This window comes from Citrobacter sp. CF971 (assembly GCF_006385635.1).
Lineage (GTDB): Bacteria > Pseudomonadota > Gammaproteobacteria > Enterobacterales > Enterobacteriaceae > Citrobacter > Citrobacter freundii.
In genome coordinates this window covers 3,532,714-3,555,722 of record NZ_CP041051.1, presented here as the reverse complement: position 1 = coordinate 3,555,722, position 23,009 = coordinate 3,532,714, and the positions used below count along the sequence as shown (strand labels likewise).

30 protein-coding genes and 4 pseudogenes are annotated in these 23,009 nt (G+C 52.8%); 20 read left to right on the top strand and 14 right to left on the bottom strand.

Annotation, left to right across the window (positions count from 1 at the left end):
* Nucleotide 1 precedes the first annotated feature (1 nt).
* The gene (gene xseA / locus E6P06_RS20860) at nt 2-1,369 is read right to left on the bottom strand and encodes an exodeoxyribonuclease VII large subunit (protein WP_003838475.1); all 1,368 of its coding nucleotides are present in this window, start codon (nt 1,367-1,369) and stop codon (nt 2-4) included.
* Between the two features lie 160 nt (nt 1,370-1,529).
* Here xseA and guaB point away from each other — a divergent pair, with 160 nt between their 5' ends.
* The 3 genes from guaB to E6P06_RS20845 all read left to right on the top strand — a co-directional run bounded on the left by guaB (nt 1,530) and on the right by E6P06_RS20845 (nt 6,083).
* Nucleotides 1,530-2,996 carry an IMP dehydrogenase gene (gene guaB / locus E6P06_RS20855; RefSeq protein WP_003037756.1) on the top strand — a complete coding sequence of 489 codons (1,467 nt, stop codon included), beginning with the start codon at nt 1,530-1,532 and terminating at the stop codon, nt 2,994-2,996.
* A 63-nt stretch (nt 2,997-3,059) separates the two neighbouring features.
* Complete coding sequence (guaA, locus tag E6P06_RS20850) at nt 3,060-4,637, top strand: glutamine-hydrolyzing GMP synthase (RefSeq protein ID WP_003037760.1); 1,578 nt, start codon at nt 3,060-3,062, stop codon at nt 4,635-4,637.
* A gap of 192 nt (nt 4,638-4,829) precedes the next feature.
* Nucleotides 4,830-6,083, top strand: coding sequence for a site-specific integrase (locus E6P06_RS20845; protein WP_139935678.1), 1,254 nt, complete (start codon nt 4,830-4,832; stop codon nt 6,081-6,083).
* A gap of 8 nt (nt 6,084-6,091) precedes the next feature.
* On the opposite strand, the gene E6P06_RS27695 is transcribed toward E6P06_RS20845, so the two are convergent.
* The 13 genes from E6P06_RS27695 to E6P06_RS20790 form a co-directional block, all read right to left on the bottom strand.
* Complete coding sequence (locus E6P06_RS27695; protein WP_168199052.1) at nt 6,092-6,259, bottom strand: hypothetical protein; 168 nt, start codon at nt 6,257-6,259, stop codon at nt 6,092-6,094.
* Nucleotides 6,256-6,903 carry an MT-A70 family methyltransferase gene (locus tag E6P06_RS20840; protein WP_139935677.1) on the bottom strand — a complete coding sequence of 216 codons (648 nt, stop codon included), beginning with the start codon at nt 6,901-6,903 and terminating at the stop codon, nt 6,256-6,258. The genes E6P06_RS27695 and E6P06_RS20840 overlap by 4 nt, the downstream gene beginning before the upstream one ends.
* Entirely contained in the window at nt 6,900-7,091 is a 192-nt protein-coding gene (locus E6P06_RS20835) for a DUF1382 family protein (protein ID WP_139935676.1), read from the bottom strand. Before E6P06_RS20835 ends, E6P06_RS20840 begins: the two co-directional genes overlap by 4 nt.
* Nucleotides 7,088-7,660 carry a morphogenetic protein gene (locus E6P06_RS20830; RefSeq protein ID WP_139935675.1) on the bottom strand — a complete coding sequence of 191 codons (573 nt, stop codon included), beginning with the start codon at nt 7,658-7,660 and terminating at the stop codon, nt 7,088-7,090. The genes E6P06_RS20835 and E6P06_RS20830 overlap by 4 nt, the downstream gene beginning before the upstream one ends.
* A complete protein-coding gene (locus E6P06_RS20825; protein WP_139935674.1) occupies nt 7,657-7,815 on the bottom strand; it encodes a DUF1317 family protein in 159 nt (52 codons plus the stop codon). The genes E6P06_RS20830 and E6P06_RS20825 overlap by 4 nt, the downstream gene beginning before the upstream one ends.
* Nucleotides 7,808-8,107, bottom strand: coding sequence for a PerC family transcriptional regulator (locus tag E6P06_RS20820; RefSeq protein WP_000041117.1), 300 nt, complete (start codon nt 8,105-8,107; stop codon nt 7,808-7,810). The genes E6P06_RS20825 and E6P06_RS20820 overlap by 8 nt, the downstream gene beginning before the upstream one ends.
* 109 nt (nt 8,108-8,216) lie before the next feature.
* The gene (locus E6P06_RS20815; protein ID WP_000816432.1) at nt 8,217-8,465 is read right to left on the bottom strand and encodes an AlpA family transcriptional regulator; all 249 of its coding nucleotides are present in this window, start codon (nt 8,463-8,465) and stop codon (nt 8,217-8,219) included.
* 46 nt (nt 8,466-8,511) lie between these two features.
* The gene (locus tag E6P06_RS20810; protein WP_109174198.1) at nt 8,512-9,393 is read right to left on the bottom strand and encodes a RecT family recombinase; all 882 of its coding nucleotides are present in this window, start codon (nt 9,391-9,393) and stop codon (nt 8,512-8,514) included.
* Nucleotides 9,390-10,211, bottom strand: a complete 822-nt coding sequence (locus tag E6P06_RS20805) for a PD-(D/E)XK nuclease-like domain-containing protein (protein ID WP_139935673.1) — start codon at nt 10,209-10,211, stop codon at nt 9,390-9,392. The genes E6P06_RS20810 and E6P06_RS20805 overlap by 4 nt, the downstream gene beginning before the upstream one ends.
* The gene (locus E6P06_RS20800) at nt 10,208-10,510 is read right to left on the bottom strand and encodes a hypothetical protein (RefSeq protein WP_052930710.1); all 303 of its coding nucleotides are present in this window, start codon (nt 10,508-10,510) and stop codon (nt 10,208-10,210) included. The genes E6P06_RS20805 and E6P06_RS20800 overlap by 4 nt, the downstream gene beginning before the upstream one ends.
* 7 nt (nt 10,511-10,517) lie before the next feature.
* The gene (locus E6P06_RS20795) at nt 10,518-11,510 is read right to left on the bottom strand and encodes a hypothetical protein (RefSeq protein WP_139935672.1); all 993 of its coding nucleotides are present in this window, start codon (nt 11,508-11,510) and stop codon (nt 10,518-10,520) included.
* Nucleotides 11,507-11,656 (bottom strand): hypothetical protein, encoded by a 150-nt coding sequence (locus E6P06_RS27690; RefSeq protein ID WP_001198622.1) that lies wholly within the window; start codon nt 11,654-11,656, stop codon nt 11,507-11,509. Before E6P06_RS27690 ends, E6P06_RS20795 begins: the two co-directional genes overlap by 4 nt.
* 224 nt (nt 11,657-11,880) lie before the next feature.
* Complete coding sequence (locus E6P06_RS20790; RefSeq protein ID WP_139935671.1) at nt 11,881-12,477, bottom strand: helix-turn-helix transcriptional regulator; 597 nt, start codon at nt 12,475-12,477, stop codon at nt 11,881-11,883.
* A gap of 155 nt (nt 12,478-12,632) precedes the next feature.
* On the opposite strand from E6P06_RS20790, the gene E6P06_RS20785 reads away from it, so the two are divergent.
* The 17 genes and pseudogenes from E6P06_RS20785 (at nt 12,633) to E6P06_RS20710 (ending at nt 23,009) form a co-directional block, all read left to right on the top strand.
* Nucleotides 12,633-12,866, top strand: a complete 234-nt coding sequence (locus E6P06_RS20785) for a hypothetical protein (RefSeq protein ID WP_139935670.1) — start codon at nt 12,633-12,635, stop codon at nt 12,864-12,866.
* 144 nt (nt 12,867-13,010) lie between these two features.
* The gene (locus E6P06_RS28075; RefSeq protein WP_015971073.1) at nt 13,011-13,214 is read left to right on the top strand and encodes a hypothetical protein; all 204 of its coding nucleotides are present in this window, start codon (nt 13,011-13,013) and stop codon (nt 13,212-13,214) included.
* The gene (locus tag E6P06_RS20775) at nt 13,211-14,263 is read left to right on the top strand and encodes a DNA cytosine methyltransferase (protein ID WP_139935669.1); all 1,053 of its coding nucleotides are present in this window, start codon (nt 13,211-13,213) and stop codon (nt 14,261-14,263) included. The genes E6P06_RS28075 and E6P06_RS20775 overlap by 4 nt, the downstream gene beginning before the upstream one ends.
* Nucleotides 14,253-14,756 (top strand): annotated as a pseudogene (locus tag E6P06_RS28310) (Pyocin large subunit); the annotation flags it as partial. The gene E6P06_RS20775 and the pseudogene E6P06_RS28310, both read left to right, overlap by 11 nt.
* A gap of 8 nt (nt 14,757-14,764) precedes the next feature.
* Nucleotides 14,765-15,160, top strand: a complete 396-nt coding sequence (locus E6P06_RS27685; protein ID WP_168199040.1) for a hypothetical protein — start codon at nt 14,765-14,767, stop codon at nt 15,158-15,160.
* Nucleotides 15,157-15,411 (top strand): hypothetical protein, encoded by a 255-nt coding sequence (locus E6P06_RS20760; protein ID WP_139935667.1) that lies wholly within the window; start codon nt 15,157-15,159, stop codon nt 15,409-15,411. Before E6P06_RS27685 ends, E6P06_RS20760 begins: the two co-directional genes overlap by 4 nt.
* Complete coding sequence (locus E6P06_RS20755) at nt 15,408-15,965, top strand: ead/Ea22-like family protein (protein ID WP_139935666.1); 558 nt, start codon at nt 15,408-15,410, stop codon at nt 15,963-15,965. The genes E6P06_RS20760 and E6P06_RS20755 overlap by 4 nt, the downstream gene beginning before the upstream one ends.
* Nucleotide 15,966: 1 nt before the next feature.
* Nucleotides 15,967-16,242: a hypothetical protein gene (locus E6P06_RS20750; RefSeq protein ID WP_125112488.1), complete on the top strand. Its 276-nt coding sequence runs from the start codon at nt 15,967-15,969 to the stop codon at nt 16,240-16,242.
* Nucleotides 16,243-16,252: 10 nt separating this feature from the next.
* Nucleotides 16,253-16,594 (top strand): annotated as a pseudogene (locus tag E6P06_RS28305) (hypothetical protein); the annotation flags it as partial.
* On the top strand, nt 16,586-17,020 hold the full coding sequence (locus E6P06_RS28300) for a DUF551 domain-containing protein (RefSeq protein WP_371419218.1): 435 nt from the start codon (nt 16,586-16,588) through the stop codon (nt 17,018-17,020). The pseudogene E6P06_RS28305 and the gene E6P06_RS28300, both read left to right, overlap by 9 nt.
* Entirely contained in the window at nt 17,017-17,259 is a 243-nt protein-coding gene (locus E6P06_RS20740; RefSeq protein ID WP_139935664.1) for a hypothetical protein, read from the top strand. Before E6P06_RS28300 ends, E6P06_RS20740 begins: the two co-directional genes overlap by 4 nt.
* Nucleotides 17,260-17,529: 270 nt before the next feature.
* Nucleotides 17,530-17,868, top strand: coding sequence for a hypothetical protein (locus E6P06_RS20735; protein ID WP_139935663.1), 339 nt, complete (start codon nt 17,530-17,532; stop codon nt 17,866-17,868).
* A gap of 22 nt (nt 17,869-17,890) precedes the next feature.
* Nucleotides 17,891-18,565 (top strand): terminase small subunit, encoded by a 675-nt coding sequence (locus E6P06_RS20730; protein ID WP_210420672.1) that lies wholly within the window; start codon nt 17,891-17,893, stop codon nt 18,563-18,565.
* Nucleotides 18,562-19,923: pseudogene (locus E6P06_RS20725) on the top strand (terminase); the annotation flags it as partial. The gene E6P06_RS20730 and the pseudogene E6P06_RS20725, both read left to right, overlap by 4 nt.
* A pseudogene (locus tag E6P06_RS20720) lies at nt 19,916-22,003 on the top strand (hypothetical protein); the annotation flags it as partial. The pseudogenes E6P06_RS20725 and E6P06_RS20720, both read left to right, overlap by 8 nt.
* Nucleotides 22,003-22,467: a hypothetical protein gene (locus E6P06_RS20715; protein WP_139935662.1), complete on the top strand. Its 465-nt coding sequence runs from the start codon at nt 22,003-22,005 to the stop codon at nt 22,465-22,467. The pseudogene E6P06_RS20720 and the gene E6P06_RS20715, both read left to right, overlap by 1 nt.
* Nucleotides 22,467-23,009 carry a hypothetical protein gene (locus E6P06_RS20710; protein WP_139935661.1) on the top strand — a complete coding sequence of 181 codons (543 nt, stop codon included), beginning with the start codon at nt 22,467-22,469 and terminating at the stop codon, nt 23,007-23,009. Before E6P06_RS20715 ends, E6P06_RS20710 begins: the two co-directional genes overlap by 1 nt.

The following is a 23,009-nucleotide window of genomic DNA, read 5'->3' as shown; positions in this document are numbered from 1 at the left end:
GTTATTGCGAACGGCGTGGCTTTTTAGTTGGGGTAATGTTGTGAACTTCGCTGGTAATCCAGCCGTCCTCCAGTCGGGTGGTCAGTAGATCGCCCGCTTTCACCTGTTTTACTTTCTTCAGCACCTCTCCATTCTGTGCGGTGGAGACGCTATAGCCGCGCGCTAACGTTGCCAGCGGGCTGACGGCTTCCAGATGGGTGACCGCGTTGCCGAAACGCTCGCGCTGCTCGCTTAGCCGCGCGCGGATATTTTCCGCCAGTCGATATTCCAGTTGCTGCACCCGTGACTGCGCGCGATGAATGCGCGGCTGTGGATTCTGCTGGTTCAGCCGCTGCAGCATGCGCTGCTGACGCTGATTGGCCTGTTTAATCTTATTCTCAAGTGCGAAGTTCATTCTCTGACGCAGTCGTTCCAGCACGGTCTGCTGACGGGCCAGACGCAGTTGCGGATGCTGCTGTTGCAAGCGGTGATTAAGCTGGGTAAATCGGCGAGTTCGGTTGGCGAGATAGTAATCCATCGCCATTTCCAGACGTTGTTGACCATGCTGAATTTGACGCAGCAGCTCGAGCTGATTGCGGCTGACAATTTCTGCAGCCGCCGACGGCGTTGGCGCGCGCAGATCGCCGACAAAATCGGCAATGGTCACATCGGTTTCATGGCCGACGGCGCTGACCACCGGAATGCGGCTGGCAAATATCGCCCGTGCTACGCGCTCGTCGTTAAAGCTCCACAAATCTTCCAGCGAGCCGCCGCCGCGCCCGACGATTAATACGTCACACTCGCCACGGGCGTTTGCCAGCTCAATTGCGCGCACAATCTGCCCCGGCGCATCGTCGCCCTGGACAGCGGTTGGATAGATAATAACGGGCAGGGAAGGGTCGCGGCGTTTCAATACGTGGAGAATATCGTGTAGCGCTGCCCCGGTTTTCGAGGTTATCACCCCGACGCAGTGGGCCGGTGAGGGCAGCGTTTTTTTGAACTGCTGATCGAACAGCCCTTCAGCCTGTAGTTTGGCCTTCAGTTGCTCATACTTCTGTTGCAACAGACCTTCACCCGCAGGCTGCATGCTCTCAACAATTATCTGGTAGTCCCCACGCGGCTCATACAATGTAATGTTGGCGCGCACCAGCACCTGTTGCCCGTGCTGCGGGCGGAACGTTACCCGGCGGTTGCTGTTGCGAAACATCGCGCAGCGAACCTGAGCGGTGTCATCTTTGAGCGTGAAGTACCAGTGACCGGAGGACGGCTGAGTGAAATTGGAGATTTCACCGCTGATCCACACTTGCCCCATTTCCTGTTCAAGCAGCAAACGAACCGTCTGATTCAGGCGGCTTACGGTAAAAATTGAGGTGGTCTGAGAGGATAACATGTGAGCGGGATCAAATTCTAAATCAGCAGGTTATTCAGTCGAAAGTAACATGCTCACAGAGGAGCGCAAGGTTTTTTTGCAAAAAAGTGTGGATGCAATCGGTTACGCTCTGTATAATGCCGCGGCAATATTTAATAACCTCCCAGGTGAGATATTGCCCATGCTACGTATCGCAAAAGAAGCCCTGACGTTTGACGACGTCCTCCTCGTTCCCGCTCATTCTACCGTTCTGCCGAATACTGCTGACCTCAGCACCCAGTTGACGAAAACCATTCGCCTGAACATTCCTATGCTCTCCGCAGCAATGGACACCGTGACGGAAGCGCGCCTGGCAATTGCCCTGGCCCAGGAAGGCGGCATCGGTTTTATCCACAAAAACATGTCCATCGAGCGCCAGGCTGAAGAAGTTCGCCGCGTGAAAAAACACGAATCTGGCGTGGTAACTGACCCACAGACCGTACTGCCAACCACTACTCTGCGCGAAGTGAAAGAACTGACCGAGCGTAACGGCTTTGCAGGCTACCCGGTGGTGACTGAAGATAACGAACTGGTCGGTATCATCACCGGCCGTGACGTGCGTTTTGTGACTGACCTGAACCAGCCGGTTAGCGTATATATGACGCCAAAAGAGCGTCTGGTGACCGTTCGTGAAGGCGAAGCGCGCGATGTCGTTTTCGCCAAAATGCACGAAAAACGCGTTGAGAAAGCGCTGGTTGTTGATGACAGCTTCCATCTGCTCGGTATGATCACCGTTAAAGATTTCCAGAAAGCTGAACGTAAACCTAACGCCTGTAAAGACGAGCATGGTCGTCTGCGCGTGGGCGCTGCGGTTGGCGCGGGCGCAGGTAACGAAGAGCGTGTTGACGCGCTGGTTGCCGCGGGCGTTGACGTACTGCTGATTGACTCCTCTCACGGCCACTCTGAAGGCGTACTGCAGCGTATTCGTGAAACTCGCGCTAAATATCCTGATCTGCAGATTATCGGCGGTAACGTTGCTACGGGCGCAGGTGCTCGCGCGTTGGCTGAAGCTGGCTGCAGCGCTGTTAAAGTGGGTATTGGCCCTGGCTCCATTTGTACTACCCGTATCGTGACCGGCGTCGGTGTTCCGCAGATCACCGCCGTTTCTGATGCCGTTGAAGCGCTGGAAGGCACCGGTATTCCGGTTATCGCCGATGGCGGTATTCGTTTCTCCGGCGACATCGCTAAAGCGATTGCTGCTGGTGCTGCCGCAGTGATGGTTGGTTCCATGCTGGCGGGTACTGAAGAATCCCCGGGCGAAATCGAACTGTACCAGGGCCGTTCTTACAAATCTTACCGCGGTATGGGTTCTCTGGGCGCGATGTCCAAAGGGTCTTCTGACCGTTACTTCCAGAGCGATAACGCCGCTGACAAACTGGTCCCGGAAGGTATCGAAGGCCGCGTAGCCTATAAAGGCCGCCTGAAAGAGATCATTCACCAGCAGATGGGCGGCCTGCGCTCCTGTATGGGGCTGACCGGCTGTGGTACTATCGACGCGCTGCGAACGAAAGCAGAGTTTGTACGCATCAGCGGTGCGGGTATTCAGGAAAGTCACGTTCACGATGTGACCATCACCAAAGAGTCCCCTAACTACCGCATGGGCTCCTGATAAGTTTCCGCGCCCGGCTATATGCCGGGCGAATTTGTTTCACTTGCCTCGGAATTAGCGTCAATGACAGACAATATTCATAAACATCGCATTCTCATCCTCGATTTCGGCTCGCAGTACACTCAGTTGGTTGCACGTCGCGTACGTGAACTGGGCGTCTACTGTGAACTGTGGGCATGGGATGTTACGGAAGCACAAATTCGCGAATTCAACCCAAGCGGTATTATTCTTTCCGGTGGCCCGGAAAGTACCACTGAAGAAAACAGCCCGCGTGCGCCGGAATACGTTTTCAATGCGGGCGTGCCGGTGTTCGGCGTGTGCTACGGCATGCAGACCATGGCAATGCAGCTCGGTGGTCATGTTGAAGGTTCTAACGAACGTGAATTCGGCTATGCGCAGGTTGAAGTTCAGACCGACAGCGCGCTTGTCCGCGGTATTGAAGACTCCCTGACCGCAGACGGTAAACCGTTGCTGGATGTGTGGATGAGCCACGGCGACAAAGTGACTGCCATTCCGGAAGGTTTCGTGACTGTTGCCAGCACCGACAGCTGCCCGTTTGCTATCATGGCGCACGAAGAAAAACGCTTCTATGGCGTGCAGTTCCACCCGGAAGTTACCCACACCCGTCAGGGCATGCGCATGCTGGAGCGTTTTGTGCGCGATATCTGCCAGTGTGAAGCGCTGTGGACGCCGGCAAAAATTATCGATGACGCCGTTGCCCGCATTCGTGAGCAGGTTGGCAATGACAAAGTTATCCTCGGTCTGTCCGGTGGCGTTGACTCCTCTGTGACTGCGATGCTGCTGCACCGTGCGATCGGTAAAAACCTGACCTGCGTGTTCGTCGACAACGGTCTGCTGCGCCTCAACGAAGCCCAGCAGGTAATGGATATGTTTGGTGACCATTTCGGCCTGAACATCGTTCACGTTGAAGGCGAACAGCGTTTCCTCGACGCGCTGAAAGGCGAGAACGACCCGGAAGCGAAACGTAAGATCATCGGCCGCGTATTCGTTGAAGTGTTCGACGAAGAAGCGCTGAAGCTGGAAGACGTTAAGTGGCTGGCACAGGGAACTATCTATCCGGACGTGATCGAATCCGCGGCATCTGCCACCGGTAAAGCGCACGTTATCAAATCTCACCACAACGTGGGCGGTTTGCCGAAAGAGATGAAGATGGGTCTGGTTGAGCCGCTGCGTGAGCTGTTCAAAGACGAAGTGCGTAAGATTGGTCTGGAGCTGGGCCTGCCGTACGACATGCTGTACCGTCACCCGTTCCCGGGACCGGGGCTGGGTGTACGTGTGCTTGGCGAAGTGAAGAAAGAGTACTGCGACCTGCTGCGTCGCGCGGATGCTATCTTCATTGAAGAACTGCACAAAGCTGACCTGTACAACAAAGTCAGCCAGGCGTTCACCGTGTTCCTGCCGGTACGTTCCGTTGGCGTCATGGGCGATGGCCGTAAGTACGACTGGGTTGTTTCCCTGCGTGCAGTAGAAACCATCGACTTTATGACCGCGCACTGGGCACACCTGCCGTATGATTTCTTAGGCCGTGTCTCTAACCGCATCATTAACGAAGTGAACGGCATTTCCCGCGTGGTGTATGATATCAGCGGTAAGCCGCCGGCTACCATTGAGTGGGAATGATGTACAGCTAACTCACAGCTAATCATTTCTATTCAGTTATGCAATCAACCCTCTGTTTTTACAGAGGGTTTTTCTTTATATCACATCATATCTATTCACTCTATCTCACATTTTTCATCGGTACAGGTGACGGTATTACCTTAAAGGTATACTCTTCATACCGTCAAACCATGGATGCTTTACGGGTGAATTGTGCTTACTGATACCAAACTGAAAAACCTCAAGCCGCAGGACAAACTGTATAAGGTTTCGGATCGTGACGGGCTGTATGTTGCGGTGCTTACTTCCGGATCTGTCTCTTTCCGGTACGACTACCGCATTAACGGACGCCGGGAAACGCTGGTCATCGGTCAGTACGGGCGTGACGGTATCAGCCTGGCGGAAGCACGAGAAGAACTCATTGCTGCAAAAAAACTGTTAAAGGCAGGCCAGTCACCAGCTGCGGCTAAACGTGACGGTATCAAAAAGATCCGCGGGGCTGAGACATTCTCGGTACATACCGACAGCTATATGAAGCACGTCATTCTGGCTGACAGTACCCGGGAGATGAAACAGGCCGTTATCGATCGCGACATCATGCCGGTGCTGGGTAACAAAATGATGGCTGAGATAACCACTGGAATGGTGCGTGACCTGTGCGATCGCATTGTTGAACGTGGCGGCCGGGCTACGGCAGTGCAAGCCAGAGAGATAATCAGCAGTGTATACCGTCACGCTAATGATCGTGGCCATGGTCTGTTTAACCCTGCTGCTGATATCAAGCCTTCATCGATAGCCATGTTCAAGCCGCGCGACCGCACGCTACAGCCTGAAGAGATAGGTGTATTCTTCCGGGCGCTGGATAATGTCGCGGCTATGGCAACGATGAAGCTGGCAACTAAACTGGTGCTGCTCACCATGGTTCGCAAAAGCGAGTTCACCCACGCCACATGGTCAGAAGTCGATTTCAAAAAATGGACATGGACGATACCGGCGGAACGAATGAAGGGAAGCCGTGCGCACGTTATCTACCTGCCAAAGCAGGCGCAGGATCTGATGATTGGCCTGCAAATGTGCGCTGGTGGGAGTGAATTCCTTTTGCCCGGGCGATACTCAGTCAGCAAGCCGTTATCCAATGGCGCACTGAACAGGCTGATCAATACCACCGTCGAAGCGGTGAACGAGGCTGGCGGGCATCTTGATGAATTATCTGTGCACGACCTTCGTCGCACAGCCAGCACGTTGTTGCATGAGGCTGGTTATCCATCTGACTGGATTGAAAAGGCGCTGGCGCATGAGCAAAAGGGAGTGCGTGCGGTATACAACAAAGCGGAATACGCCAGGCAGCGCGCCTACATGTTGCAGCAGTGGGCGGATATGGTTGATTCCTGGATTAACGGGGAGCACACCGATCTGGTGCCGTTTTCCCCGTCGAAGTTTGAGCGATGGATGAATGAAGATGATTAATTTCTGGATTATATAAATTCTCGCTGTAGATCAACTGTCATTTGCAGTTCTTCGCATTTTTTGTGCAAGACATTGTTTTCAGTTTGCAACCAGTTAACTTGAGCACTTTTCTGCACAATCACAGCGCGTTGCTCTTCCAGTTGGCGGATTAACTCCGCCTCATTGAACATGGTCATGCTGCACGCTCCCTACCCTGATTATCTGATGGTGATAGCGGAGCATTTGAGAATGCCTGCGCCATTCCTGCAACATCCAGCGCATAACCTGGATGAAGTTGCACTGCCGGACCGTCGCACTGATTACCCCATACATCGAAGCCATGCGACGACTGGCGGGCAAATAGCTCAATGCGAGGTACATCACCCAGCAACTGCACCAGTTTTTCGCGGATAATGTCCGGCTTGCGCGAGTTTTCCATGCGCGGTGCCGTGACGTGCTGGCATATTGAAGCATCCATGCGGGCAGGAAGTTTGCCGCGCACCGCAAACAGACAGTCTTCACTGTTCGCCCTGGTCATGTGGCCCATACCGATCGCGCTGTTGCCTTTGTGCTTGTTCGTCTTGTGCCAGGTGAATCCCTTCATGGTCATCAGCTTGAATCCCCACGATTCGACCACCTTCAACGCCTCAACCGGCTGAGTCGGAACCCACCACATAGCCAGAAGGCAATCGTCGGCGGCAAGATCCCACACTGGCAGGCGGCAGATATCCAGCACGTTCATCACTGGGTATTTGAACCCGGCGCCGCGCTCGCCGTCGGCTGCTTTGTCGCGGTATACCCAAGGCGGATCTGCGTAGATAAGAGTGTATTTTCCGGTCATGCTGCACCGCCTTCCGACTTCTCAGCTTCTACAGCAAGAGACTCCAGCTTATCCATAAACATTGCGGACAGCATTGCGTATTCCGCGTCTGTGGCTGCTGGCATTGGAACAAATCGGATGCCGAAAGAGGCGAGCATATTTGCAGCCTCGAGGCACTTTCTTAAATCTGCTGGTGATGCTTTGTTCATGCTGTACCGCCTTCAATGCGCTTAAATTCGATTACCCAGACCCAAGGGTTATGTTTGAAGCTTTGCTCTGGATAAATGCTGTCCCACAACTGGCGGAACCACAGCCATTTATCCATGCGGCCGCCGAACGGAGACGGGTCAGCGGGATACCCTTCCTTTCCTGCCTCTTCATCGCTGACGCTGGCTAGCTTTTCCACGCGAACATCAGTTATCTCCAGCAGAATTCTGCTTGCCCAGCGCGGCATGTGGATTGATGGTGTCCAGCGATTAACTTTACATTTGGCACCGTCATCTGTGTCAGCCAGGTAAACAAGCCGAATGCCGCAATCACCGTAAGTCTCCCGCACCCAAATGCGATCGCCGACTGTCCCGAACGGACAATTGAAGATGCTGCTTTCACCGTAATGACCGTGCCACTGAAAACCATCCCCAACACTTCTAACAAGTGCTGGAGTTTCTGCGCAGTCGCCGGCAGGCTGGTTTTTCATGATGCGGCGCGTCTGCGTCTTGCGGCCGGATAAAATCGCGTTCACCATTTCAGCGTTAAAAATCATTCCGCGCTCTTTCATGCCGCCACCTTCTTACTGTTCATCAGCTCAGCAATGCGCTGAGCCTTTAATGGGTTTCTGATAACCTTTCTGCCTGGCACAATCCATCCGCAACGAAGAGATGAATAAACCAGCGTGATACTTCCGACGCTGATATTGTCGTGCGGGTTAGTCATACACCACCCCGCGACATCCGATCCCTGCATATTCGCCTCGGCGCAGGCCGTTACCTTTCGATATGCACTGATCGCGGCGTATCGCTATTCTGGCGCGTTCAACTTCACCGACTGCTGCATCCATGCACAGCAACCAGAGTCTGGCCGCAATGCGGTACTGGCCTTTCGATTCACGCTCAACTGCGCGTTTTTCTACCTCCATCGCTGCCGGGGTTACGGCGACTACTTTTGACGCCTGACGCTGAGACACATAGTTCAGGTGATACTTTTCAAGACGGGTTAATTTGCTCATCGGATCCAGCCTTCTCTGAAAATTACCGCCAGCAGATACAGCCAGGCGGAAACGGCGGTCAGGAATAAGTACCATCCTGACCATTTTTCCCAGTGCCTGATCAGCGCTGTCATGCGGCGTTACTTACTGGGCGGTAAACGCGCTGATCAACCGGCGGCTTTTTTCCGGTGAACTCTGCGGGGCTGGTGGCCTGACGTTCATCAAGCCAGTTCTCAACCTCTTCAGCGTTCCATGCACAACGCTTATCAGTGATCCAGAAACGCTGCGGGAACTCGCCATTGCGCTCCATGCGGTCAATGGTGCTCATAGATACCGGCACCACTGCCATCAGTTCCTTTTTGCCAAATGCTCTTTTCATCATTACCTATCTTGCATTTGCGACGCGCGCGGCGCCGCAGTGGTGGTTACATCGGTACTTCGTTCAGTTCGTCGCAGCGGATGGTGTAAACGTCGGTTGCTTTTGCCAGCAGGTCATCATCTCCTGCCAGTTTCTGAGCAACGTATTTGTACGCTTTGTCCAGGTCTGCCTGGGTGTTGTAGTTCATCGCCGCACCGGAAAATGCGTGCAGAATCTCTTCAGGACCGCGATCGTCTTTATGCTGCTGACGATCTTCCTGCTTCTGCTCAGGCTTTGAGTTGATCAGGCTGTTCATGCCTTGAGCCGTTGCCGCTGGTGGCGTGATGTCACGCTCAACACGCGGTGTTGTCTCCTGCAACTCGTCAGGGGTGTAAACGCCGAGCAGAACATCAGGGGCATGCAGGCGCGCCCAGCGCTTAACGCACAGATAAGCAAGCTGCTGACGTGGATCCTGTTCCCACAGTGGAGAGTTACGGACGCCGGCCTGAGCCATGCTGATGGTAAGTTCACGCGGCTCTGCTTCGCCTTTCAGGACTGCCGATACTGTTACAGTCAGTGATGGAGATTTGTCGCTCTTGCCATTCACCTTTGACCAGTCGCCATCCCAGCGGTAATTCAAGCGGGTTGAAAGCAGGTTTGAAGACGAAACGACGGCGTTAACCAGTTGTGCTTCATAGCCAAGAGTGCCGTTTACAACGTGCGTCTTCTGGGCCACAGCGAACGGGTTCATGCCCCACTGCGCCGCCTGCATGGTTACTGCCAGGCAGTCGGCAGGCTTTCCTGCCAGGTGCTGCGGAACGGTTGCTTTACTGTCTGCCATCAGGGTTGCGAAACGAACCAGACGATCCATACCCTCAGGGCTGAAGATTGCCGCAGCGGTCCCTACGGTAGCGCCTGGCTGTGATGTGATTGCAATATCGTTGCTCATACGTACATATCCTGTTTGCGTGCCCATTCAGGGCGTTTAATAATTTCCACGCCACCCCATTCATCGCTGATGCGGCATTCGTGATAGGTGTTCAGATCCCGGCGGAATAACTGGTGCCCGGCGTCAACGTCCGTTGCATCCAGCTCGAACACGCGGACGGGATATCGACCGCAGTCGATGGTTTCGCTCACAGCCAGGAAGAAGAATCCGTGTGGCTTCCCAGTTACTTTCAATGCGCCTTCTCTGTACATGGCGTCCTGCACGTGGTAGCGGAATTCCTCGATGTGACGTGCAAAGCGATCCATGTCTGCAACCTTTTTCACGTCGACGATCACGTTGTGCTCGTTCAGCCACTTATCCGGACGGATTCGGCACAGTTCGCCAGTCTCATCGTCATTCCAGTACATCGATGCTTCACAGTGGCCTGGTGCTTCCAGCATCCAGCGCGCCGCCGGATGAGCCATTGCGCTGTCGCGCATCAGTTTCAGCTTCCGGCCCTGTTCGGCATCCATCACCGTCATACCCATACCGGCAACGTCTTTCAGGAATGCGGCTTCATCCGCTTTTCCTTGATTGGTGCGACGGTTAAATTCCGGCGCTACGATGAAACGTTTATCGAATTCCTCCGGCTCAAGCAGCAGGCAGTGCAGAGCAGTACCCATGTCCAGTGCGGATTTCTTCTCTTCATCTTCCGGAGCAGCCTTTACCCATTTCAGAAGGGCGGGGTTCTTGGCCACCATATCCAGTTGTGACTTACTCACGCCGTCACCGGCGTGGTAGTCCTCGTTGCTGATGTCGAAATAGATGCCGGTATTCATGCCGCATTCCTTTTGCTGTCGATCTGGTCAGCCAGATCAAGGCGGGCGATGACGCCAGTTAATTCACGTTTGAATGACGACATCAGCTCTTCGAAATCATCGCTTTCAAATGCCGCCTCGAGAACTTCATAACGAACACCGGCACGGAGAATGGCGCGTTTGAATGACTCTTCCATTTCGCAACCAGCAACTGCTTCGATCAGCTCAACGTGGCGGTCGTACAGTTCAGATGACAGCTGGTAGTCATTACTGAACTGAGTTGCTATTTTTTTCAGGTTATTGAATTGCTGAATGTGCATAGCCACCTCAGTAGTTGATGGTTGTTGCCGGAATTTTCCCGCGAGCGATAGCGACTACGCAGGCTTTGGCCCAGTCTTCTGGAATGCCCTGATCGATAAGAGACTGAACGGCAGCAGCATTAATTGCCCGACGGTGCTCCACATCAGCAGCGCGTGCTGCAGCTTCATCAGCGATTCGCTTCTCTTCAGCCAGGCGAGCAGCCTCTTTTGCTTCGGCTTCGTGCTTAATGCGATCTGCTTCTTCCTGTGCTTTGCGTTGTTCGGCTGCGATAGCTTCCTGCTTTTCGCGCTCGGCACGATCAGCGGCTTCCTTCTTCTCTGCTTCAGCTTTTTGCTCTGCGGCAATACGGTCACGCTCTGCTTGCTCAGCCTTGAACTTTAATTCAGCCTCGCGACGTGCTGATTCAGCACGTTCTCGCTCGATCTTCTCTTCAGCTTCACGCTTGGCCTTTTCTTCTGCCTGGCGCTTCAACTCTTCTTCATGAGCAATGCGCTGGCGCTCGACTTCCGCTTTCTTCTCTGCCACTTCACGGTCGAATGCGTCATTCATAAGCAGGGCCATCTCGTGGTCCGCTTCGAACTTGGCCGCCAGCTCCTGGTCGAACTTAATGTTCATCTCCAGCGCTTCGACGTGCATCGCGTTCATGGCTTCTTCTGCCTTGATGCGTTCCTGTTCTGCTTCCCATTCGGTAAGCGGGCGGCGAACCTCATCGCGCATCTCATCGCAGGCCGATACAAATCGACGAAGTTCAGCCTCAGCAGGTTTGACGACTTCTTTCAGATGACGAAGGTAATCGCGACCAGGCTTTTCAACTGCTGTTTTACTGCGTGAAACCTGCGCTGCCAGAGATGCAATGCGGGCACGACCTTTGGCAGTACTCAGGTCAGGAACTTCCTTAACGCTTTCGCGGATCTGTTCGAGGAATTTTTCCAGACCGTTTTCTACGTAAATGCTTGGCGCCATGTCCGGCGCAATTTCGATAATTGCTAATTCGCTCACTTGCTCACCCCCATATCCATTTCCGTTTTTACCGCCAGCTTGCTGACGAATACCCAGTTCATTGCTTCACCCAGCGTGCGAAACTTCCAGCTCATCAGCCCGCAAGCTGTAACGCAGTACCAACCGTTGATGATTTTCCACTGCATACAAACCTCGCTATTACCGTTTTGGTAATACTTGTAGATACAGGAAAGCCACGAAGTGGTGGTTTCTGCCTGAGCAATGCGCTCTTGTATTACCTTTTGGGTAATAATCAGATCAAAAAGTGATTGTGTCAATAGGTATGACGAGAAAAAATTACCATTTTGGTAATTGAGTGAGGCGTGAGCCTACCGCCATTGGGCAGGTAAAGCGTCAGAATGGCGGGGGATTACTTGCTTTTGTTCTGCTCAAACACGAAGTTGATGAATGAGGTGATCTTGTTTTTCTCTTCCTGTGGCAGAGCTGCATACATCAGGTGGTCATAGTCGATAACACCAGGGGCGCCGACGGGAATAATCATCTCGTATGCTTCATGCCCGAACGCACGCGCAAGGGAGGAAAGAACGCCGATGGTTGTGCTGACTTCCGCTTTCATAATCCGGTTAACGGTGGCCGGGCCAATGCCAGCTGCAACAGCAACTTTCTTTTCGGATGTCATTTCACTGTTCTTTCTCATCCAGGCATTGAGCGTGGCTGCAGCCTGTTTCTCTACAGTCCATTCGCCATCATCAGTGGCCGGAATAAAGATATCATCCTGTACTGCGTCCAGTTCGTGATCAACATCGAGCCAGAACTTTTCTTTGCGGGCTGCTTCTTCGATGATACGCGCGGCATTCGGTCCGATATTTTTGATACCAGTACACCACCTGTTTACCAGGTTCTGCGAACGCCTCACCCGTTCTGCAAAGCGTAACTGGGTGTCATCGAAATCCCTGCGAATGATTTCGTTAAGGTTTTTGCGTCTTATGTCATAAATACTTTTCATAGCTATTGTATTTGCCCATTTATTATTACCTAACCTTCTAAATTTAAATGAATATTACCATAAAGGTAAAGTTACCATAATGGTAATAATCATTGATTTTTTCACCAGAAAGGTAATAATTCAGATATGAATAGACAGGCTGAGATAAGCAAAATATGAGTGACGAAAAAAAATTTGATTTCAAAAAGCACTGGCTGGGGCTGTCTCCTGATGAGCGTGAAGAGTTTGCAGCAGAAGCCGGAACCACCAGTCATTACATCCAGACTCACCTGACAGGGCGCCGTAAAATGCCGGGTAAGCGTCTGATGGAAGGTCTTTTTAAAGCGTGCCGCTCCCGCGAATGGACAAGGTCTAAACCTGAATTAGTGCTCTTCTTCTACGACAGATAATCCCTCTGAACCCATCAATGCCGTCATCACCTGGCGGCTCCTTCCTGCATAAAACACCTTTCTGGTAATAAAAAACCATATACGGTTGATCTTTTTTCGTCTTAGTGCAAAATTACCAAAGATAAATAACAAAGAGGTAATCCGATGAAGCGAATCACCCAGCGTGAGGCTCTAGATTTGGGCCTTACTCGCTTCTACACCGGGAAGAAATGCATCCACGGTCATGATAGCGAGCGCTACACCCTGAGCGGGGAGTGTGTGCAGTGCAATAACGAACGGGCACGCCGACAGGCAAAGCTTCGTTCCGAAAAAATGAAGGCAGCCAGAATGGCAAGAGAGGCAGCATGATCCCAGCAGCCTACTACAACGAAATTGACCAATTTGCAGCTCAATGGCTGCGTAACCTGATCGCCGGCGGCCACATTGCACCTGGTGAAGTTGATGAACGGAGTATTGAAGATGTCACACCTGACGACCTTAGAGGATTTACCCAATGCCACTTTTTTGCCGGAATTGGCGTCTGGTCGCATTCCCTGCGTCTCGCTGGCTGGCCCGACGATAAGCCAGTCTGGACTGGTTCCTGCCCGTGCCAGCCTTTCAGCGCGGCAGGCAAAGGAAATGGGTTTGATGACGAGCGGCATCTATGGCCTGCTTTCTTCCACCTCATCAGCGAGTGCAGACCTCAGCACATCTTTGGCGAACAGGTTGCAAGCGGTAACGCAAATACATGGTTCGACCTTGTACAAGCTGACCTGGAAGGAATGGGATACGCATTCGGGCTTGTGCCGTTTGCGGCAGCGGGCGTCGGTGCGCCGCACATCAGAGAGCGGGCCTGCTGGGTGGCCCACTCCTGTAGCGAATACGAATCCGCAGCCGGAAACGAAACGGGGATTGCAGCATGTCTCCGGAGCTGCGCGATTGACGGGATGGCCAACTCCGCAGGTGAGCAATATTACCAACGCAACGACAGTTCAGATGAGCGGGGATGGTCGAGCAACTCCGAACAAAATCGGATGGGCGGCGGCTTTAGCGGGATGGGTTACACCAACAACTCGCGACTGGAAAGACACGTCGGGAATGACAGCGCAGCGGGATGGGAAAGAACGGCTGGATCAGTTACCTCGGCAGGCTTACACAGCAGGCCCCTTGAGGTTAACGGTTTTTGGCGAGATGCGGACTGGCTATTTTGTCGAGATGGGCAATGGCGTCCAGTTGAACCCGGCACATTCCCGCTGGTTGATGGGGCTGCCGCGCGCCTGGGACGAGTCGAGCCCGGGGTGGCAAGAGTGGCAAGCAGCAACCGCGTCGGCAGACTCAAAGGCTACGGTAACGCCATAAACGCACAGGCTGCGGCTGAATTCATTCGTGCTTACATGGGGGTTAGCTATGGCCGGTGACTGGATAAAAATGCGTGCCGACCTGCACACGCATCCTAAAGTTGTCCGCATGGCGTCCGCATTGAAAGCGGACAGATTGCGGATAGTTGGCGGACTACATTCCGCATGGTGTCTTTTTGATGTCCACTCTGTTGACGGTTTTCTTGACGGATACAGTGCGGAGACTCTAGACGACCTGATCGGCTTCCCCGGGTTTGCGCGTGCAATGATGGCTGTAGGATGGCTTGAAGAAGACGGTGAAAGCCTAGTAATGCCGCGCTTTGAAGCCCATAACGGACAGTCTGCCAAGCGTCGTGCACAGGACGCAGACAGGAAGAGAAACGTCCGCAAAGCGTCCGCATCTGAAGCGGACAAAAAGCGGACCAGAGAAGAGAAGAGAAGAGAAGATCTAAAAGATAAAACCCCACACATAGGCGACGAGAAAAATCAGCCTGTGGATAACTCAGGAGGTGAAGAGCCAGATCCACATGCAACAAATTTTGTTATTGATGGACAACCAACATGGCAGTACAGCTCGCTAATGCCGAGAGCAAGTGCAGGGAGCTGGCGGCGGAGAATGCGTGGCTTAAAAATCCAGATAACTGGTTGTCACAGAGTGACTACGGTTACGAGGCATCTGAGGTTGCCACTCAAAATGGAGCAACTGAAGATGAATCACTGATGGCCGGGATGATCGCAATTATTAATCGAATCGGAACCCCAGCCACCGACGCTTTCCTGGCTGAAGTGCGGGCGCAGGAATCAGCGCCATTAGTCCGAGCTTTAACGGTTATCGCTAACTCCGAACAGCATGATGGTGAAACAGTAGTGTGTGATTTTGACACGCTAATCTCTGTTGCTGCCGGAGCGCTTAGTGAACACTACGCAGCCCAACTTCGCAAAGGAGCCGCGCTATGAGCATTGATTATTTCGAAGTGGAAGAATTACTGAGTGCCATTTACGGAATCACCGACGAACAGCGCAATGACGGTTTTGATTTTGATGAGCTTCTCTATGAGAAATTCGAAATCGGCTTTGACGAATTCATGAAGGTAATTGGCATCTTACTTCCCCTAACTCCTCTGGTTGAGTCAGCGATAACTGGCAAGAAGTATCACGCATTTATCAAAGATGGCTTAGCGCTCGTTAAGCAGGAGGCAGCCCAATGACAGCACTCAACAAACAGGCGCTGCGTGAAGCGGCGGAGAAAGCCACCCCAGGTCGAGTCGGTGACCGTATCGACGGAAGCTGTAGCATCAAATACGAATGCCATGGTTACGATGGGTCTTTGGTATTACGTACCGACCATAAAAACATGGAGTACGGATTCATTGGTGATAACGGTAATGCCGATGAGCTTTTCTTCAGGTTGTGTGTGCCTGATGTGGTGCTGGCGCTGCTGGATGAGCTGGAAGCCGCAGAGAAGCGGATTGAAGAGGGAATTTGCCGAGCTAATCGTGAGCATCATCGCGGCTTCATGATGGCCTGTAACCACCTGAAAGAGCATGCAAACATCCACTACGCAGACGCTGCCGAGATGGAAATTTCTGCACTTCGCCAGTGGATTAATGAACTGGAGGCTCGGACGGTGACCATGCCGCCAAAAGAGCATGATAACGGCACTGATTCGCAAATTGATATTAAAGCCGGATTCGCGAATCGAATGTGGCAGAAGTGCGCCGACGCAATCCGCGCTGCCGGCATTGGCGTGAAGGGGGAGTGATATGGAAAACGTTAACTTTGTAGTGCAACTACTGAAGAGTGACGAATGCGTAACGCTCATGGCCCACGCAGAAGTCAGTAAAGATGAACTTATCGACGAAGCGATTCGCCAAGGTGAGATTGAAGAAGATGACCGCGAACGCTTCAATAAGGCTGAGTTTTGCGCCAATAAGTGGATGAAGGCAGTTCCGCGCGAAGGATATTCAACTTATTACTACGAATCACGTGAAGGTGTTCGCGGCGCATTCAAAGCAACCTGTCTACAGTATCTCTGGTGAGGACTAACCCATGACAACTAACCACCCGGCGAACGGTCCTATATCCCTCGATCGCCTGCACCAGATAAGCGAAATACTCAGCAAAGCAGCAGCACAAAGCGACGGCGGTAATCTCGGCTACGCAATAGCTGATGCTGTGAAGGTGATTGATGAAGTGCTGGAAATACCTGAAACGCTGCCATGCCCCGTATTTCTTGAGCCAGGACTTAAGTTTGGTAAAGGTGTGCCGACTCGGTTTGTGTTCGGTGCGTTGCGCCGCCGCGCTGACTACTACGCCGAACTGGAAGCTATGACTCCGGAACAGCAAGCAGAGCACGATGCAGGGATAGCAGAGTTTAAAGCGATGATTGGTACCAGCAAGCGCGACAGTTTTAAAATGCTGGAGGAATTGCTATCTGCAATGGAGGAAGTGCTGCGCATTTCCGACCGAGATCACGAGGCATGGCATAAGGCAAGAAATGGTATCGCGTCCTGCCGCGCCGCCATGCTTCAGGCTAATTACCGAGACTTGTCGCAACCAGTAGACCCGCAAGTAGCAGAGTACGAGGAAATGATGAATCAGTCTGGCAACTCTCCGGTAACTCCGGATGGTTGGATTACGGTAAGCGAAAGGATGCCTGAAGGCATGAAAACTGTAATCACATCCAATGGTTTCGATATTGGACAAGGTTGGTGGGATGGAGAATGCTGGAAGTCATTTGACTGTCATGATGTCGTTCCCGGAAAGGTAACCCACTGGATGCCGCTGCCAGCAGCACCTAATGGTGAGTCACAATGAAAATAACAAAATTCGGAACAGTTTTTGTTGATGAGGATGGTGACATTGTCATTAAAAACTTCAATTTAGAAACTGAAAGTGACGATGAAATGTTTGATAAAGAAGTCCATGCGCTAAATGCCATCATCAAATTCATGGTGGACAAAAGGAATTTAAGCGGAGGAAAAGAGACATCTACTGACATTGACTCTGATTTTATTGTGCTTAGAGCAATTGAAAAAGCGAGGCTGTCAAAATGATATGGTGTCAATGTGCAGAATGCGGAAGACAGTCTTCTTATGAAAAGATTCTTATGGTGGCTTGTAAATACTGTCAATCAAACAATCTTGAAAAGCTTGTAATTGGTAACAGGAAACCAGATTGGTTTAAAGATGACGATATAAATACGTCCGGCGTTGAAGCACTGCAGCAGGAGGTGAAGTGATGCCACCAGTCAAAGTGGTAGTTATTACGTTGGCTATGTGCGCTATCTGCCAGTTGATTGCTGTCTCTGGAATGGGGATTTGGTGATGGCTAAATCCGAAGCAGAACGCAAAGCGGCGCAGCGGGCCCGCCTGGCTGAGGCAGGTAACCGCAAACTGGAATTGCAACTCGACGAGCAGGAACTGGAAATGCTGGCGCGTAACTGCGCCGCCCGTCGCCCTGGTCGTGCGCCGTATGATATGAGCGAGTACATCGCATTGCTTATCCGCCAGGACGATGCGCGAGTGCGTGGGCGCATCAAGTCAATCAGTGCGAACCGCTGCGGGAAGTGCGGAGATGCGCTGCCGGTTAAGTCGTGTCCGTGCGACGGGGATTCGGCATGCTGGGTTACGCGTGGCTGGCATGAAACTAAATTATCAGTGTGACATGTCACGATATCGACAATAAATTGCAATGGCCGCCGACTATGGCGGCTTTGTTTTGCGTGTTACTATTACCAAAACGGTAATTATTACTTCGGTGGTAACAATGCCCGCAGAACCAAAAGCACCAAAACGCAAATCAACGCAGTACAAGCCACTAACAGCGATGCAGGAGGCTTATGCTCAGGAATATACCAAATGCCCTGAGAATCAGACGCAGGCGGCGATTAACGCAGGATTCTCGCCTAATACGGCAGCAGTCAAAGCCAGCGTCATGATGCGTGATGAGCGCATCCAGAAACGGATCGCCGAGTTGATGGAGGAACGCAACAAGCGCCTGCGCGTCAGTGCTGATTACGTGTTGCTTCGCCTGGTGGAAATAGACCAGATGGATGTGATAGACATCCTGAACGATGACGGCACCCTGAAGCCAATCCGCGAGTGGCCAAAGATATGGCGTACCACGCTGAGTGGTTTCGACCTGTCATCGACCATCATGAATATGGATGAGACATCAATCGAGACGATCCTCAAAAAAATCAAATGGCCTGACAAGGTGAAGAACCTCGAGTTAATAGGTAAGCACGTCGACGTCAACGCGTTCAAAGAGCGCCTGGAGGTTTCCGGTACCGTCACGATTGCCGACCGAATGGCGAAGGCCCGCCGCCGCGTCAAAGAGCAGGCTGGTGGTGAAGAATGACAGCCTCAGCCATGTCTCCGGAAGAGCAGCTCGTCGAGGATATCGCATCGTTCACGTATGACCCGTTGGGCTATTCGCTGTATGCGTTCCCGTGGGGCGAAGAGGGAACAGAACTGGCGCACGCCACCGGGCCCCGCAAATGGCAGGCCGACGCATTTCGCGAGATACGAGACCACCTACAGAATCCTGCTACCCGTCACCAGCCACTAATGCTGGCACGCGCATCCGGTCACGGCATCGGTAAATCTGCGTTCATCTCGATGCTGATTAACTGGGGCATGTCCACCTGCGAGGATTGCAAGGTGGTGGTGACCGCCAACACCGACAACCAGCTGCGCACCAAAACATGGCCGGAAATCATCAAATGGTCGAACCTGGCTATCACGAAAGAGTGGTTTACCTGCACCGCCACAGCGATGTACAGCAACGATCCCGGTCACGACAAACGCTGGCGCGCTGACGCCATTCCGTGGTCTGAACACAACACAGAAGCATTCGCAGGGCTGCACAACGAGCGTAAGCGCATCATCGTGGTATTCGACGAAGCATCCAACATTGCCGATCTGGTGTGGGAAGTAGCAGAAGGCGCGCTGACGGACGAAGACACCGAAATCATCTGGGTGGCGTTCGGGAACCCGACGCGTAACACCGGGCGATTCCGCGAGTGCTTCCGCAAATACAAGCATCGCTGGAAGTGCGCGCAGATCGACAGCCGCACCGTCGAAGGCACCAACAAGCAGCAACTGCAGAAATGGGTGGACGACTACGGCGAGGACAGCGACTTTGTGAAGGTCCGTGTGCGCGGGATCTTCCCTGACGCCTCAGAACTGCAATTTATCCCTACCGGGCTGACAGACGAGGCGATGAAGCGCGTGGTAACAGCGGCGCAGGTGGCACATGCACCGGTGATTATCGGCGTCGACCCGGCTTATTCCGGCGTGGATGATGCGGTGATATACCTTCGGCAAGGGCTGCACAGCAAAGTGCTCTGGACCGGAAACAAGACAACCGATGATCTGATTATGGCGAAGCGCATAGCCGACTTTGAAGACCAGTACCAGGCTGATGCTGTATTTATCGACTTCGGTTACGGAACCGGTCTGAAGTCTATCGGTGATGGCTGGGGGCGTTCTTGGCAACTGATACCGTTTGGCGGCGGATCCACAGATCCGCAGATGCTCAATAAGCGCGGCGAGATGTTCAACAGCTGCAAAACGTGGCTGAAAATTGGTGGTGCACTGGATGACCAGGAAACGGCTGACGACCTGTCGGCTGCTGAGTACAAAGTCAGGGTGGATGGAAAGATCGTCATTGAGCCTAAGGAAGATATCAAAGAGCGTTTGGGACGCTCATCCGGCATACCCGCCGAAAGAGCTGCGCCGCTACGCGCATGACAACTGGCAAATCGTCGATGTCACCACCAAAAACGGCCCGTTCGAAGATATCAACGTTGATCAGTCCATCAAAGTGTATGCCAGCGCCAGCACCGGCACCGTCACGCTGACGGCAAACGCCTCTATTTTTGGTGCCGAGCAGGTGGGGAAGCTCTTCTATCTTGAACAGCCTGCCGTTGATTCTGTTCCAGTATGGGAGACCGGCAAGACGACAGTTATCAATGATATTCGCCGTGCTGACAGCAACTACTACCGGGCGAATACTGCAGGAAAGACAGGAACTCTCAGGCCTTCTCATACTGAAGGTATGTCGTGGGATGGCTGGGGCGGTACGGGTTCAGATGATACCGGAATCCAGTGGGAATACCTGCACAGCGGTTTCGGAATTGCCAGAATCACAGCAGTGGATGGTGATGGTCTGACCGCAACTGCCGATGTGGTTTCGTTCATTCCATCTCAGGTTGTTGGATCCGCTAACGCCAGTTATAAGTGGGCGAAATATGCGTGGAACAGCGTTAACGGTTACCCTAGTACCGTTGTTTACTACCAGCAGCGCCTGTACTTTGCCGCGTCTTCTGCGTATCCGCAAACCATCTGGGCAAGCCGAACCGGAGATTATAAAGACTTCGGCAAGAACAACCCGATTCAGGATGACGATCGCATCATCTACACCTACGCCGGGCGTCAGGTGAATGAGATCCGCCACCTTATTGATGTTGGTAACCTGGTCGCTCTGACATCTGGGGGGGAATATACGATATCCGGGGACCAGAATAAGGTCCTCACGCCATCGGCGTTCTCGTTCAGCTCTCAGGGGAATAACGGATCAAGTAACGTGCCACCTATCGCTGTGGCTAACATCGCATTGTTCATCCAGGAGAAAGGCAGTGTTGTGCGTGATCTGGCCTACTCTTTCGATGTCGACGGGTATCAGGGAACCGACCTGACCATACTGGCCAACCACCTTTTCCAGAAGCATAGCATTGTCGACTGGTCATTCTGCATTGTGCCGTACAGCAGCGCTTTCTGCATTCGTGATGACGGCAAATTGCTGGTGCTCACCTATCTGCGCGATCAGCAGGTTTTCGCCTGGGCACCGCAGTCCAGTACTGGTAAATACGAAAGCACCTGCTCAATCAGTGAAGGCAGCGAGGATGCTGTTTACTTCGTGGTTAACCGTACTATTAACGGACAGACAAAACGTTACATAGAACGCCTGTCAAGTCGTCTGTTCACCAACGATGAAGATGCGTTCTTTGTAGACTGCGGACTGAGTTACGACGGGCGCAATACATCATCACGCACAATGACCATCAGCGGTGGCACAGGTGACTGGAGCTATCAGGTTGATTACCCGGTTACAGTAAGCGGTGGTGCGTATTTCGTTAATACTGATGTAGGTGCTCAGATTCAGTTCCCATATACCGGTACAGATCCAGACACCAACGAACCGGTGGCTAAAGAGCTGCGCGGCGACATTATTTCAGTGACCAGCAATACTGCGGTTGTCGTGCGCTTCAACCGTAACGTTCCTCCTGTGCTTCGCAATGTGGCCACAACTAACTGGCAGATGGCGCGCCAGACGTTCGGTGGCTTATCGCACCTCGAAGGTCAGACAGTAAACATCCTGTCAGATGCCAGCGTTGAGCCTCAGAAGATTGTCACTGGTGGTTCAGTCACGCTGGAGTCACCAGGTGCAGTTGTGCATATCGGACTTCCTATCACTGCTGAATTCGAAACTCTGGACATCAATATCAACGGGCAGGAAACGCTGCTGGATAAAAAGCAGGTCATTCCTACTGTCACGATGGTGGTCAACGCGAGCCGTGGAATCTGGGCAACAACGCCTGGCGGAACATGGTATGAGTATCCGCAGCGTGAATTTGAGTTCTACGACGATCCTGTTGATGACGCTACCGGCAAGGTTGAAGTGAAACTCGACAGCAACTGGGATAAAAACGGACGCGTTAAGGTTCGCCAGCTTGACCCACTTCCGCTTTCTGTTCTTGCTGTATTGCCTCGCCTTCCCGTCGGAGGATTCTGATGATTAAAGCTCAGATCGTACCCGCTACAGCAGAGCATATCGAAGCCATTATTCCGCTTGTTCGCCAGGCTGATATCGATGAATTTATGGCAACCAACGGTTGGAGTCCGCGCCGCGTGCTGGAGACCGGTCTGCGCACGTCAACATTCTGCTGCGCCGGGTTGATTAACGGCGAAGTGGTGACTGTCTTTGGCGTAGCGCCAGCATCGATGATCGGCGGTAGTGGCATCCCATGGCTGGTTGGCACTGACGCGCTGGAGAAATACCAGCGTACCTTCCTGCGCCGGTGCGGAAAAGTGGTCAATGCAATGCTGACCGTTTACCCGTATCTTGAAAATTATGTTGATGCACGCAACCACACAGCGCGCATCTGGCTTCACTGGCTTGGGTTCACCATCGATGAACCACAGCCATACGGCATTAAAAACCTACCGTTTCACCGTTTCCACATGGAGAGAAAATAATGTGCAGCCCGGCTATCGCTCTCGCTGGCGCCAGTGTCGCATTAAGTGGCGTTTCAGCATACAACCAGTACCAGCAAGGTAAGTATTCGTCTGCTGTTGCCGAGCAAAATGCAGAAGTGGCCACGGCACAGGCACAGGATTCTATCAACCGTGGCAACGCTCAGGCTGATGAGGTTCGTCGTCGTAACCGTCAGGCTGCTGGCACCCAGGCGGCAACAATGGGCGCAACTGGTGCTGATCTCTCCACTGGTGGCGCATTGGATATCTTCGGTTACACGGCTCAGTTCGGCGCGCTTGATGCTCTTACTACCGTGAATAACGCACAGCGTGAAGCGTATGGCTATCAGGTTCAGGCTGAAAACTACAAAGCTCAGGCCAGCTCAGCACGCAAGCAGGGGAATATGGGCGCATTTACCACACTGCTGACTGCTCCACTTCAGGCATACGGTGCTTACCAGATGGGCGGCGGAACGTGGTCACCATTCACTCAAAGCAAAGCGGCTCCGATTAGCGCTGCTATCGGCACACCAACCGGTCGATAA